15 protein-coding genes are annotated in these 13,770 nt (G+C 48.3%); 5 read left to right on the top strand and 10 right to left on the bottom strand.

Translation table 11 applies throughout. The annotated features are described in order from the left end of the window. Positions 1–137 precede the first annotated feature (137 nt). Complete coding sequence (locus tag A8709_RS07390; protein WP_065851563.1) at positions 138–569, bottom strand: GNAT family N-acetyltransferase; 432 nt, start codon at positions 567–569, stop codon at positions 138–140. A 338-nt stretch (positions 570–907) separates the two neighbouring features. Here A8709_RS07390 and A8709_RS07385 point away from each other — a divergent pair, with 338 nt between their 5' ends. Together A8709_RS07385 and A8709_RS07380 are read left to right on the top strand one after the other, a co-directional pair. Further along, positions 908–1,123: a hypothetical protein gene (locus tag A8709_RS07385; protein WP_065851561.1), complete on the top strand. Its 216-nt coding sequence runs from the start codon at positions 908–910 to the stop codon at positions 1,121–1,123. A gap of 96 nt (positions 1,124–1,219) precedes the next feature. Further along, complete coding sequence (locus A8709_RS07380) at positions 1,220–1,831, top strand: superoxide dismutase (RefSeq protein WP_028555379.1); 612 nt, start codon at positions 1,220–1,222, stop codon at positions 1,829–1,831. A 49-nt stretch (positions 1,832–1,880) separates the two neighbouring features. Here the strand turns inward: A8709_RS07380 and A8709_RS35410 are convergent, their stop codons facing one another. Beyond that, positions 1,881–3,167, bottom strand: a complete 1,287-nt coding sequence (locus A8709_RS35410) for a collagen-like protein (protein WP_279615847.1) — start codon at positions 3,165–3,167, stop codon at positions 1,881–1,883. Positions 3,168–3,674: 507 nt separating this feature from the next. On the opposite strand from A8709_RS35410, the gene A8709_RS07370 reads away from it, so the two are divergent. After that, positions 3,675–4,340 (top strand): Crp/Fnr family transcriptional regulator, encoded by a 666-nt coding sequence (locus A8709_RS07370; RefSeq protein ID WP_244163122.1) that lies wholly within the window; start codon positions 3,675–3,677, stop codon positions 4,338–4,340. Positions 4,341–4,367: 27 nt separating this feature from the next. On the opposite strand, the gene mutY is transcribed toward A8709_RS07370, so the two are convergent. Further along, complete coding sequence (mutY, locus tag A8709_RS07365) at positions 4,368–5,492, bottom strand: A/G-specific adenine glycosylase (RefSeq protein ID WP_065851557.1); 1,125 nt, start codon at positions 5,490–5,492, stop codon at positions 4,368–4,370. Positions 5,493–5,591: 99 nt separating this feature from the next. Between mutY and A8709_RS07360 the strand changes: the two genes are divergently transcribed. After that, positions 5,592–6,218, top strand: coding sequence for a hypothetical protein (locus tag A8709_RS07360; RefSeq protein WP_065851556.1), 627 nt, complete (start codon positions 5,592–5,594; stop codon positions 6,216–6,218). A gap of 266 nt (positions 6,219–6,484) precedes the next feature. Here A8709_RS07360 and acpS read toward each other — a convergent pair whose 3' ends face one another. After that, the gene (gene acpS, locus A8709_RS07355; RefSeq protein WP_341833416.1) at positions 6,485–7,003 is read right to left on the bottom strand and encodes a holo-ACP synthase; all 519 of its coding nucleotides are present in this window, start codon (positions 7,001–7,003) and stop codon (positions 6,485–6,487) included. A 102-nt stretch (positions 7,004–7,105) separates the two neighbouring features. On the opposite strand from acpS, the gene A8709_RS07350 reads away from it, so the two are divergent. Then, a complete protein-coding gene (locus A8709_RS07350; RefSeq protein WP_065851552.1) occupies positions 7,106–8,083 on the top strand; it encodes an aldo/keto reductase in 978 nt (325 codons plus the stop codon). A gap of 121 nt (positions 8,084–8,204) precedes the next feature. On the opposite strand, the gene A8709_RS07345 is transcribed toward A8709_RS07350, so the two are convergent. The 6 genes from A8709_RS07345 to A8709_RS07320 form a co-directional block, all read right to left on the bottom strand. Beyond that, entirely contained in the window at positions 8,205–9,626 is a 1,422-nt protein-coding gene (locus A8709_RS07345) for a M56 family metallopeptidase (protein WP_065851550.1), read from the bottom strand. Between the two features lie 70 nt (positions 9,627–9,696). After that, positions 9,697–10,071, bottom strand: coding sequence for a penicillinase repressor BlaI (gene blaI, locus A8709_RS07340; protein ID WP_084224727.1), 375 nt, complete (start codon positions 10,069–10,071; stop codon positions 9,697–9,699). 187 nt (positions 10,072–10,258) lie between these two features. Further along, a complete protein-coding gene (gene nadE, locus A8709_RS07335; protein WP_065851548.1) occupies positions 10,259–11,068 on the bottom strand; it encodes an ammonia-dependent NAD(+) synthetase in 810 nt (269 codons plus the stop codon). Between the two features lie 685 nt (positions 11,069–11,753). Next, a complete protein-coding gene (locus tag A8709_RS07330) occupies positions 11,754–12,191 on the bottom strand; it encodes a BrxA/BrxB family bacilliredoxin (RefSeq protein WP_065851546.1) in 438 nt (145 codons plus the stop codon). A gap of 129 nt (positions 12,192–12,320) precedes the next feature. Continuing rightward, positions 12,321–12,713 carry a DUF3905 domain-containing protein gene (locus tag A8709_RS07325; RefSeq protein ID WP_065851544.1) on the bottom strand — a complete coding sequence of 131 codons (393 nt, stop codon included), beginning with the start codon at positions 12,711–12,713 and terminating at the stop codon, positions 12,321–12,323. Next, entirely contained in the window at positions 12,710–13,672 is a 963-nt protein-coding gene (locus tag A8709_RS07320) for a prolipoprotein diacylglyceryl transferase (protein ID WP_065851542.1), read from the bottom strand. The genes A8709_RS07325 and A8709_RS07320 overlap by 4 nt, the downstream gene beginning before the upstream one ends. Between the last annotated feature and the right edge of the window lie 98 nt (positions 13,673–13,770).

Raw genomic sequence — 13,770 nt, 5'->3', positions numbered from 1 at the left:
TCTAAACCTGTAGTCGCTCTCAAAAAGTTTTTCTCATATTTTAAGAAAAGCATATCTGACCCCCAATTGCAATGGCGGCACAGATATGCTTCCTATAAGCCAAACCTATTCATTTCCATGCTGAGCCCCGTGAAGGGCTACACGCTTACTTTCTTCACAATACTGAGGCGATGAGCAGCCCTGGAAAAGTCAGCAGCACTGTAACCCGCAGACTCGTACACAGGCAATACGATTTCGTTATGAACATCAACCGTCACCATAATTTTCTTCACGTTCCGTTGGAGGAACCGCTGCTTCATTGCTTCGATCAATGCTTTACCGATACCCTTACGTTGATATGCTGTTGCGACTGCGATCCGATAGTAGTAGCCATTGTTATTATCAATCGTACCGATAATCAAGCCTACAACTTGCTCTTCTTCTTGCGCGATTAAAACGAGCTCCGTGTCCCACGATAGCTGACGTGCGAAGGCTTCAATCGTCTCTTCATAGCAGGTTTCCGACAGAACGTCCTCTAGAAGTTCTTTTACCGAAGAGGTATCACCAAGCTGAAATGAACGAACATGCATACGGTTCTCTCCCAATTCCATATTAATTTGTTGATATTAATTTTCTGGTAAATTAGTAAATACGACAAAAAAACACGAAATCCTGCTGAAATTGTGGTGAAATTCACAAAAAACTTTGTTTTTTTCGATATTTCTCGTGAAAGCGCTTAAATGCAAGCGTTTACAACATTAAGTTATAATATAGAGCAGAATATTCTAGTTCTAATGATCGCCTGCTTAGTCCACACGCTTTAGACATGACATGATAAATATAGGATTACATCCTTGCCTGATGTATGAGATCGCTCCAAAAAAACCATCTTATAGGAGGATATTCCTACGAGAAAGAGGTGAAACTCATGTCTGATAAAATTATTACACTCGATAACGAGGGAGAGTATCCCCGTAACATTCCTGATTTTCAGCTGCTGAGCACCAAAAAGCCTGAAGAATGGACCGAAATCGAGCTGCTGCATCTCCACCGCACGATGAGCGACTTATCCCCTTGGCTTCACGAGCAAGATTCCGCTATGCACAATCAAATTACAAGGGAAATGGAACGCCGAGGTATCTGATTAGCGACCGACTTAGTAAACACAAATGTTGCTTTATTATCGGAGTTGCTTCATAATGAAGTTGAAACTACATAACTTTTAGGAGGTATTTATTCAATGGCACATCAACTACCAGCTCTTCCGTACGCGAACGAAGCTCTTGAGCCGCACATCGACGCAAAAACAATGGAAATCCATCACGATCGTCATCATAACGCTTATGTAACAAACTTGAATGCAGCATTGGACAAACATCCTGCTCTGCATGATAAATCCCTTAATGACCTGATCGCTGACCTAAACAGCCTTCCTGAAGATATCCGCACTGCAGTTCGTAACAATGGTGGCGGTCACGCTAACCACTCCCTATTCTGGGAAACAATCGGACCAGAAGCTGGCGGCGCACCTACAGGCGCTCTAGCTGCTGCAATTGACAGCGAGCTTGGTGGCTTTGATAAATTCAAAGCAGACTTCGCTGCTGCTGCAACTACACGTTTTGGCTCTGGCTGGGCTTTCCTAGCTGTTGACAAAGCTGGTAAATTGAAAGTATACAGCTTGCCAAACCAAGACAGCCCGATCATGGAAGGCGAAACGCCAGTTCTTGGTCTTGATGTTTGGGAGCATGCTTACTACCTGAACTACCAAAACAAACGCCCTGACTACATCGCAGCTTTCTGGAACGTTGTTAACTGGAACGAAGTTGGCAAACGTTACGACGCAGCGAAGTAATTGGCATTGAAAAAGCGACCCCGCGGGTCGCTTTTTTTGTTGCTTAGCGCTAGTTTAGTTTGATCAAACGAATCGAGGCATTAATGACGGTGACACCATCAACAATGTCAGGAATAATATCGTCCGTTACCCCAACATTCCCAAGTGTCACAATGCCTCCCGCCGGAATCGTCACGATTGCCGATCCTGTCATTAATCGATCTAGGCTTATCCCCACATCAGCATGGATGCCATATTGAGATTGCGGTTGTGCAACCCCATTGATAAAAATGGCATAAGCACTATTAAGTGAAGAATCTTCTCCATAAGTTCTAGTCAGAACTTCGTAGATCACATCATAATCCCCGGCAACTGTTACGATGAGATCCGTCGAGTTTACCGCATGCGTCATCCCTACTAAAATACCATTGTTATTAAAAATAATTTTATCACCAGTATCGATTTTTCTTGCTGTGTTGTTATAGATCTGACCATATGCTGGTGTAAAAGTCCCTGTTGAACCCGTAGCTCCTGTGGTGCCAGTTGCACCTGTAGCACCTGTTGGCCCTGTTGGGCCCTCATCTCCCGTGGCTCCGGTTGCTCCGGTCGTTCCAGTTGAGCCTGTATTTCCTGTGACGCCTGTAGATCCTGTCGCACCGGTTGGGCCGGCATCTCCTGTCGCTCCAGTGGCTCCGGTCGTTCCATTAGGCCCAGTTGCACCTGTGACTCCCGTTGTTCCCGTCGCTCCTGTTGGCCCGGCATCTCCTGTGGCTCCCATTGCTCCGGTCGTTCCGGTGGGACCAGTAACTCCTGTTGATCCTGTCGCACCTGTTGGGCCATCTTCTCCCGTGGCCCCAGTGGCTCCTGTGGCTCCGGTATTCCCCGCAGCTCCAGTGTCCCCGGTGGCCCCGGTAATCCCGGTAGCTCCAGTATTCCCAGTCGCACCAGTATCTCCTGTTGCTCCGGTATCCCCGGTCGCTCCAGTACCCCCTGTGGCTCCGGTATCTCCTGTCGCTCCAGTATTCCCTGTGGCTCCGGTATCCCCTGTGGCTCCGGTATCCCCAGTCGCTCCAGTATCTCCTGTCGCTCCTGTATTCCCTGTTGCACCAGTATATCCTGTCGCTCCGGTACCCCCAGTAGCTCCAGTATATCCTGTTGCTCCTGTATCCCCGGTAGCTCCGGTATCTCCTGTCGCTCCAGTATCCCCAGTAGCGCCGGTATTCCCTGTGGCTCCTGTAACTCCTGTTGCCCCTGTGGCTCCCATGGCTCCCGTGGCTCCTGTTGTTCCTGTTGCTCCCGTTGCCCCTGTGGCTCCGGTTGCCCCTGTAGACCCCGTAGCTCCAGGGTCTCCTTTCATCCCTTGCCCCCCTGCTGCGCCCTGTACGCCTTGGGGTCCTTGCACACCTTGAGGACCCTGCGGACCTTGAGGTCCCTGAGGTCCCGGTGGACATGGCGGACAATACCCGCCTTCAGATGGCGGTAAAGTAATCTTTACAACACATGAAGAGCGACCACGTTTAGTCGGTTTACAGCATGCTTTACTGATTTTCTTCTTCTCGTGGCAACCACTCACCACCACTGCTTTTTTCCTGCTATTACTTGAACTTTGCTTCAACAAGCATACACCTCCCATTGAGATGGTGCAGTATATTCAGATATTCTTCATCCTGTATGGGATAGGATACAACTCAGCAGCCCAATTCGACATTTTTTCTTATTTTATTCAATTAATACCCACACGCGTAGGCTAAAGTCCTATCATACAAACCCTAATTTCTCTTTACGTCATTCGAGCCAAGCTGTACGATAATGGTAAATACATCTAAACCGGAAATGAGTTGACGAGGTCTTGGGCATTATCCCTTTGCTCCAACATATCCCTCTTTTTCAAGAGCTCGCTGAAGAAGATTTGATTACCATTGCCCCTTTGTTTACAGAAAAGAAAGTAAAGAAGAACACAATCCTTTTCCGAGAAGGAGATGTTGGTGAGGAGTTATTTGTGATTCAAGCTGGCGTCGTGAAAATATATCGGCTAGATGAAGCGAAGGAAGTCACGCTGGCCTTGTTTCGGGATGGAGACTTTTTCGGGGAAATGTCGCTGCTAAGCAGTGGAATGACACGTTCGGCAACGGCCGAGACGATGGCGCCTTGCACCCTGTACGTGCTTAACCGAACTGCATTCACTTCGTTCATGGAAAAGAGCCCTAGGCTATGCCTAAAGCTCCTGGAAACGACGATGCAACGCTTGCGCCATGCGAATGATCAAATCTATGATTTAACGTTCCTCGGGGTACGCTCACGTATTATTAAAATGATAATCCGCTTATCCGAGCAGCACGGCATTCCAACACCAAATGGACTATTGATCGATGTGAAGCTAACTCACCAGCAACTGGCTAATTTAGTAGGCACCGTAAGGGAGTCCGTGACGAAAGTGCTGCAAGAACTTCTGGATGACGAGCTTATTCACATTGATAAAAAGCTAATTACATTAAGAAATATAGAGGCGATACAAGCCGAGATTCGCTAGCCTATCGATTATAGATTAGGGCTGCTGCTACTCTTCGTTTCGCTCCTGCCATTCTTTCATTATTCGCACGAAAACATTAGGAAACGCGTAATTTTGAAGGTCCTCCGGACCTACCCAGCGATAATGGAACGGTATCCATTCTTCTCCCGTACTCGGCCGGTTCGCGTCACCGAGCGTAGCGCGGTACACCTTCATTTTCCAGACAATATGGCTGAAAATATGCTCGGTATCCATAAACCATTCATCCGGTTGAATCCCAATTTGTTCCTGTTCGGCAAGCGCCTCGCGAAGCTCGGACATATTCACTTCATCGGACTGCCAGGCAGCTGTCGCCCATTCTACATGGGGAAGCTCCCACATGCGTGCCAGCAAGCCCTCTTGCGGACGCTGTCTAATCAACCATTTGCCCGCATGCTCACCAGTACCTTCAATGAAAGCCACTGCTCGCAGCTCTGGACGGGGCGGTTTGGCTTTCTTTTTGATCGGCAGCGCTTCTTCCATGCCAGCTTCTCGTGCCGAACAGTGTGCCATCACAGGACATGTCAGGCAGTGCGGTGACCTCGGTGTGCAGACCATAGCTCCTAGCTCCATGAGCGCTTGATTGAAGTCGCTTGCGGTCCCCTCCAAGATGAGTTCACGCGCCAGCTTCTCCATAATTGTGCGGGTGGAGGGCTTCATAATATCTTCTTCGATCAGAAAATAACGCGAAAGCACGCGCATCACATTGCCGTCGACCGCCGGCTCTGGCTTATTATAGGCGATACTCAAGATCGCCCCAGAGGTGTAAGGGCCGACACCTTTGAGCGCGGAGATATCCTCTTTATTTTGCGGGACAATGCCCTCGTAACGTTCGTGTACTTCTCTGACTGCTGATTGCAGGTTCCTCGCACGCGAGTAGTAGCCGAGTCCTTCCCACGCTTTGAGTACATTCTCCTCTGGTGCCGTTGCCAAAGCTTCCACGGTTGGAAATTGATCTACAAACCGATGGAAATACGGAATCACGGTATCCACACGAGTTTGCTGCAGCATCACTTCGGAAATCCATATATAATAAGGGTTTTTACTTCTTCGCCATGGTAAATCACGCTTATGTGTCTGGTACCAATCCAAGAGATTTTGGGAAAAATATAATTTCTGTTCTTCGCTGTACATGAGCTCTCCTTCTCTATGGGGCACGTTCAAGTTATAATAGATGAATGAATATGGTACCATTATACGAGAAGTATGGAACATAAAACTAGAGGTGAATGTATGCAAACGTCCAAGCAAGCTGATTTAGCCCAAACTCGCAACCAACAGTTACATAATAAAAGAAAAGATTGGCTCCATGAAGCGCAAGGTTTCATTGCGTTGCTTTTCATCTGGGGCACAGAGTGGGTTTTCAATGCCGTTATTGATTTTGCCATCTACTGGCGCGATTGGGATTGGCTGAAGCAAGCTGCTTTTATCACCGCAGTAGTTGCCAGCTTAATTCAGATTTGGGGGATGCGGAAGCTATTTGGCCCTAGAGAGGGTGCAGGGGACTCGAAGGCAAATGAGGACTCCGCACGCAGTAGCAGCGGTTGGGGACATCCCTTCATGCTCGTGCTGCCAGGGGCGCTGCTCATCGCAGCAGTTGCTTTGTTGGAGGCGATTGGCGCGGTCAATCCGCTGTTTGCACCGATTTTACGAGCGTTCCTACTCGCCATCGGCTTCGTGCAGGCCGGGTTGTTGCTCGGCAGATCCCTCATTTATTTGGGATTGTGGCTATTCGTGCTAACCGCCATCATGGGCGTGTGGTATCTGGGGTATTCGGGTGTGATTCTTGAGGGAATGGGCGGCATCAGCCTGCTCGTGAGCGGGTATATGCTGCGGGTTTGGGGACGGGCTTCCAACTAACTGGAAAACCTCCCGCTAATTTCGGGGAAAACGTTGAAATTCGCGGTTTAGATGGATTTTCTGCTTCTATTTTCATCGATTGCAGCTGGTTTCGGCTTCATCGATTGAAATTAACAGCGGAAAATCCATCTATTTGTTTTACAGCTTCAAAATCTGTTCAATTACATGCAGGAAATGCAGTTAGTCTGCTTCAATTAAGGTGGAGCCCAATCTGCTCCATTGGAACTGCTTTGTACGAACTAGCTAAGACGTTAAACTAACTTTCATCACGCCTGCTCCACAATCGCATAAGCCGCAGCCATGGATCCCGTATGTGTAATGCTGATATGGATGCGGTGGCTGCCTTCCAGTCCTGCTCGCAGCAGGGCCTCCTCTTTCACCTGGCAGGTTGGCTTGCCTAGGGCATCCGGCAGTACCTCCACATCTTGAAAACCGATCTGCTTGCCGATGCCGCAGCCAATCGCTTTCACGATCGCTTCCTTCGCGGCGAAACGGCCTGCTACAAATTCAGCGAGTCGTCCACGGCGCTTTTGCGCTAACTCCCGCTCCGCCGGTGTCAGAATCCGCTCCATAAACCGATCGCCGGAAGATCCCTCTAGCATTTTGCCTACTCGCGCAATTTCAATTAAATCTGTTCCGACCCCAATGATCATTGCTACGTGTTCCTCATTTCTGCTAATGATACGCTTTGCGTACAATTTAACCGATTCCTCGGTCAAGGTCAAGATCGCGAACTTTGTAGCAGATAACCTGAAGTTACCAACGCCTGATCTTCGCAGTGCCATAGCTTACATGGAGGTAAGTAAGTTACCCTATTTTCAGTTCTTATGCCAATCTGCCACAAGGGTTATACTAGGCTTAGAAATCATAGCTAGGAGGCCAACATAGTGAAGATCATGCCACTGGAAAGACGCGGAATTTCGAATAGCCGAATTGTGTTCGGATGTATGGGATTAGGCGGGGATTGGGCCGGAAGTCCTTTGACGAAGGACGATTATGTAACAGCTGAAAAAGCCGTAGAAGCTGCATTGTCGATTGGCATTACGATGTTCGATCATGCGGATATTTATAAAAGAGGGAATTCGGAGACTGTCTTCGGTCAAATTCTCAAGAATAGACCTGATTTGCGTGACCAAATCATTTTGCAATCGAAATGCGGAATTCGTTTTCCAGATGATGCACATCCGCATCGTTTCGATTTTAGCAAAAGCCACATTATTAGCTCCGTTGATGGTATTCTCGGCCGCCTTGGCGTAGAGCATATCGATATCTTGCTGCTGCATCGCCCTGATCCGCTCATGGAGCCTGAAGAAATCGCCGAAGCTTTCAATCAGCTGCGTTCAGCTGGCAAGGTGCGCCATTTCGGTGTGTCCAACATGACCTCCGCACAAATGCGCTTCATTCAAAACTCGCTGCCAGAGCCGCTTGTCGTCAACCAACTGGAGATGAGCTTAGCTCGCTTGGATTGGGTGGAACAAGGCATTCTGGTGAATCAAAAAGCCGGAACCAGCATCAATTTCGCCGACGGCATTCTGGAACATTGCCAAATGGCTAATATTCAAATTCAGGCATGGGGTCCCCTTGCCCAAGGCAAGTTCTCTGGCCGCGTGATCGAAGATGCGCCAGACACTGTGAAGAACACAGCCGCACTCGTGCAGAAGCTCGCTGCAGAAAAAGAAACGACGCCCGAAGCGATCGTGCTGGGCTGGCTCATGAAGCATCCGGCTCGCATTCAGCCGGTCATTGGCACTTCATCCGCCGAGCGTGTACTCGCTTGCCAAGACGCAGTTCGCATCTCAGAAGCGATGACGCGCGACGAGTGGTACGCGCTGTTAGAGAGCTCCCGCGGGCAGCGCTTGCCTTAGGCTAGCGGTTGGGATATAGAAGAGACCTGAGGGGATTTGTTGAATCCCTCAGGTCTTTTTGTTTAAGCAGGCTAGTCCGACAAATGTAATTGTTTGACAGTTGGTACTGCTGGGAGTGACTTTAATTTCTAACTGCTGGTGCAGGTACTAACTTCTCCACTGCTTGGGGTGTACGTGCTGATCTTGACCCTTCCACTACTTGGGGGACAGCGGTTGGCTTTAACTCCTCCACGGCTTGAGCTGCACGTGCTGATCTTACCTCTTCCACTACTTGAGGTGCTGGAGCTGGCCTTACTGCTTGGGCTGCACGTGCCGACCTTACATCCTCCACTACTTGGGGCGCAGGGGCTGGCTTTGACTCCTCCACTGGTTGAACTGCTGGGGTTGGACTTGGTTCCACTGTCGGAGTTGGTACGTCGGCAGCCTTCATTTCACCTACGGTTACTGATGAAGTCGTTTTATCCGTCCCCGTTGTTGTTTGCGTGCTTGTATCTGTCGTCTTTTGATCAACAATCGGCGAATTCGATTCAGCTGCTGACTTTTTATCCACACTAGCATTCGTCAACGAACACCCACTAATGATGAGAACGGCAGCCAAACCTATGAACGACCAACGATATGAATTAAATTGAAACTGTTTAATCATCATAATTCTCCTTTTTAACTGCGATTTATTTCCTGATAAATGCACATTGCCTGGCACACTGACGGGGCGCACATAATTTTCCAACAATTGAATGAGCGTGTATCCGTACTCTTCTCTTGTTGACGGTTCTAAATAAGAAAGAGCTAGCGCATCGCTTGCGATCTCTTGGTCTTCACGCATACGTTGATGAGTATACCAAAGTACAGGATTGAACCAATGAATGATCAACAGAAATTGCATCAGCCAATTAACACCAATATCATTTCGTTTGCAATGTGCTAATTCATGTAGAAAGACATGCCGTAGTTGTTCCTTGTTCAAACTGTCGATGGCCGTCTGCGGCAAGACTAACCGAGGGTTCCTGAATCCAAAAAGCGTCGGCATCGACATTTTGTCCGATACCACTAATGTGACAGGTTTATGTATCGACATAAGCTGTTGGCACTGAGCAAACAACTGTACGATGCCGATGTCTGTTATCGGTCTTGTTTCCTTCGATATTTTGAGCGTAAATTTACGGTTGATCACGCATGTGTATATCCCAAAAAGGACAATGCCCAGCAGCCATATATACATCGCATATTTATATAACAGATTCTCCGTTGTGTTGTTAGCGGCTAATTCTGCATGTGTCCCAACCGCTGCGGCTGAGTCGATTTCGTGAATGCTATCTGGGTAAGATATCCAATTATAAATGCTTAGGTCGCTTTCCAAGTGCCAAGGTAGGAGCAGCCTTACCAACACCAACAACCACATGAGATAGTGCCATCTAGGTTTTATCCGCTTATGCAGGACGCGCTGGATCAGCATGATGAACATTACCGTAATGGTTGCCATGATCGATACAGATATAATCCAATCAAAAAAACCTCTGAGAAGTTCACTGGTTTGGTGCACATTCACGCCTCCCTTCTTTCCTAGAAGTGGAAACTTCCAGAATCAGGACTGCCTGTTCTCGGTATCCCTGTTATTTGTTTTTACCGTCGAGCATCGCCCTTAACTCTTGAATATCTTCCTCCGATAATTGCTCCTCTTTCAAAAAATTAACGAGCATCGGCTTAAAAGCCCCGCCATAAATTCTTTTCAGAAACGATTGCGTCTCCGACTTGACACACTCACCCTCAGAAACCAAAGGGAAGTAAGCATAAACTCTGTTCTCTTGCGTAAAAGATATCGCCTGCTTCTGCGCTAGCCTGTTTAACAAAGTTCGAATTGTTTTGGGCTTCCACTCCGTCCGTTCCTGCATAGCCTCAATCACTTCATTAGCCGTGCGTGGAGATTCGTTCCAGAGTACCTTCATAACTTCCCATTCGGCATCCGTAATATGAGGGACCGTCTTCACTTCGTTACCTCCTTTTCATTGGATTACAACTGTAATACACTTTGAATATTACAGTTGTAATCCAAACTTGTCAAGCCTAGCAGTTCCGATCCCCTTACCACTTTGAAAAATAAAAAAAGACCATCCATGTTTGAAATGGATAGTCTATCTTCCGGCCATGTTTGCTCCGAGTTGCTTGCCGTAAATCCTAAATCCCTGGAATCGGAACACGCTTATGTTCGGTCTTCAAGTACTGCTTCTCCAGCTTTTCTTGCACAGCAGGATCAATTTGCTTACCTTCGAGATAGTCGCTGTTATCACCATACGTGATGCCTAGCTCGCCCTCATCCGTCTGGCCATCCCACAGTCCAGCTGTCGGTGCTTTATCCAGCACGCTTTGCGGTACGCCAATCTTGGCCGCGAGTGAACGAACTTGGCGCTTGTTCAGCGTGCTGAGCGGCGTGATGTCAACTGCACCGTCGCCGTACTTCGTATAGAAGCCGGTGACCGCTTCAGATGCATGATCCGTGCCTACGACGATCAAGCCCAGCTCAAAAGCCAAGGCATACTGCATAACCATGCGTGTACGCGCCTTAATGTTGCCTTTGCCGCCGCGACTCACGTGCTGGTGAACGCCGATATGCTTGAGGCCGTACTCGACCTCGATCGCGATCTCATCGACGGATTCTTCGATGTTGTTCTCGATTTGATATTTCAAATCGAAGGCTTTCGCCACAGCGTAGCTATCTTCGATGTCGACTTGCTGCCCATAGGGCTGGAACACGCCGACGGTTTTGTATTCTTTGCCTTTTTCCGCTGTCAGCTCGTCGGTTGCCTGCTTACACAGCCCTGCCGCTACCGCGCTGTCAATACCGCCGCTGATCGCGATCAGCAAGCCGTTCGCGTGTGCGCCAAGTACGTAATTTTTCAGAAAATCCACCCGTTTACGGATCTCTTCGTCAATATCAATTTCCGGCTTCACGCCAAGTTTTGCGATGATTTCTGTTTGCAAACTCATGCAACTCTCCACCTTTTATCTAAATTTTGGAATGATGCCTTCTTTGAGATCTAGTATAGACTTTCGGCCCTTAAATTTCAAAGTGTAATCCGCAGGAAAAGAGAAAAAGAGATACAAAGCCTCGGTGGCTTGCCAGATAGTCGGGTTTTCCGATTATCTGCATTGGTGGGGCCTTGATTTCTTGGCAGATAGTCGGATTTTCCGGCTATCTGCATCAGTATGGCCTGCTTTTCTTATCAGTTAGTCGGGTTTTCCGACTATCTGCATCAGTTTGGCCTGCTTTTCTTGTCGGTTAGTCGGGTTTTCCGGCTATCTGCATCAGTAATTCTCTTTTTCTTGCCTGCAAGTCGATTTTTTCGACTTACACATCTACCAGAGGCGCTTCCCCTTCGCCTTGGTCGATTTTTTCGACCTACACAGCAGCCAGAGGCGCTTTTCCTCCGCCTTAATCGATTTTTTCGACTTACACAGCAGCCAGAGGACCCTTTCCTTCCCCTTTGTCGATTTTTTCAACTTACACCTCAACCAAAGACGCTCTTCCTTCGCCTTAGTCGTTCTTCCCGCCTTTCACCCCGTTGCACAAATCTCCACGGGCGGCCTTCACCGTCCTCGCTCAACCAATCTACACAAAGAAAAAGCCCACCTGCTCATTCGCAGGTAGGCCCTCTATGGTTCCTAGCTTATATTATTTGCAATATTGCTCGAAAGCACCAATCAAATCGCCAGCGATCATGTCCGCGGAGCGGTCTTCGATTTGGTGACGTTGAATGAAGTGAGCGAGCTCACCATTTTTGAACAACGCGATGGATGGGGATGATGGCGGGTAAGGTGCTAGGAATTCACGCGCTTTCGCAGTTGCATCCTTCTCTTGACCAGCAAATACCGTGTACGTGTACGTTGGCACTGTATCGTTCTGAAGAGCTTTCGCTACACCTGGACGACATTGGCCAGCGGCACAACCACAAACGGAGTTCACGACAAGCAGCATCGTGCCATCCTTGGATTTCTCAATTGCTTCTTCTACTTGCTCAGGAGTCAGAAGCTCCGTAATACCCAGACGAGTCAAATCTTCTCTCATCGGTTTAACCATATCCTTCATGTATGAATCAAAAGACATTGCCATATGTGCCACCCCTTAGGATTTAATAGTTACTCTTAAAACGTAATGACTACAACTTATATTATACATCCGTTGGCAGTGAAAGCAAAGTCCAATGTCCCTCTCCATGACACAGAAATAAAGCGAAAGCTGTTAGGCTTCCGCTTTATCATCCTTTTCCTTACCAATAGCTTCTCCAGGCTCATAGGCAACATTTTTATCCGGGTGGGTGAAAATGCCGCTCTGTGGCACGATGCCCTCTTCAAACAGCTCCCGATTCTCTGCGCTCTGAAAGCCAACATCCTTGAATGGATGCACCCATTGATCTCCCGCCATAACCTCCGGGTTGGTTTCCGCTGTCCATTGTTCAAGAGGGGAGTTATCGGATTCATAATCATGATCTCCAATGGTCACCCCGTACTCATTCACAAATGGAGCTCGCGGTCCGCGTCCCTGCTCAAACTGTGGCAGAAAGTCAATCTCATAGGGATCAAGCTCGCTCTGGTCCTTGGCTGACTTGGTCGACTTTTTATTGTCCTGACTCATGTGGATGGGCGGTTGGGACCGTCCAGTTTTTTATCGACGAAGCCCTCTTTACCTGCGGGTGTTTTGGCGCGCTCTTGGTTTTGTTGTTCTTGCTGGATTTGCATTTTGGAATCGTTCTGACTCATATCCATCAGCTCCCTTCTGCCCGTAGTATGCGACAAATCAGGGAGGATCATTCCAATGATCATCAGGATTAGATTCAATAACTGCCCAGGGCTGAGATACGCCGCTGTCGGCTCAACCAAGGCGAAAAAGCTCGCAATCATTCCAGCCGCACCACCATATACCAAGGTGAACTTAAGCAAAACACCTGAACCTAGAATCCCCGTCGAACGGACTGTCACCATCTGTTGCCACACCAATATTGGCAGTAAAAGAATGGCTAGATACGCGTGATCGGGATGAAACCGTGAGACTGTGCCTTCCACGCCAATGCCCCAAGGCATCGAGGTTGGCAGCCCGAAGGCAGGCGTCAACGCGGCATAAAGGAACATAGCAGATCCTGCGCCGATAGCGAGAACATCAAGCAAAAGCCGCCAATCCATAGCATGCTTACGTACTTGGTAGCTTAGGTAGATGTACGCCAAAACGATGCCTACAATGATCTCCATATTCGAGCCCGCGGTCAGGAGCAGCTTCATTGGGCTCTTCCATAACAGCGATGGATCTGTCAGCAGATTGCCTAAGCGCCAAGTAAAGAACACGATTAGAGCACTGTTTAGAATAAGATCGTCAACACCTGTTACGCGCAGCCCTTCCTTAACTTTGCCTTCCCTAGCTTCGCCATCATGAGCGTCCTGCGTCTCATTATCCTCATATGTTTTCCGACTCGAGAGCCCCTCCCGATTCATTCTCTGAATCACCCGCCGCATGAGCCAGTACCCGAGCACGCACGCCAATAACAGAGCGACTAATTTTCCCTGCAACTGCAGCGATCCGATTTGTACCACATCAGGCATAAGCAACCTCCGACTCTTTTCCCTTAACCATTTCATTAACACGCTTAACTTTCGACAATCCCCTTACTATTTCCTGGGAAATTTTGCAGAAGAGCGAT

It is taken from the genome of Paenibacillus pectinilyticus (assembly GCF_001700435.1).
Lineage (GTDB): Bacteria > Bacillota > Bacilli > Paenibacillales > NBRC-103111 > Paenibacillus_E > Paenibacillus_E pectinilyticus.
This window is presented reverse-complemented; position numbering and strand designations above follow the sequence as displayed.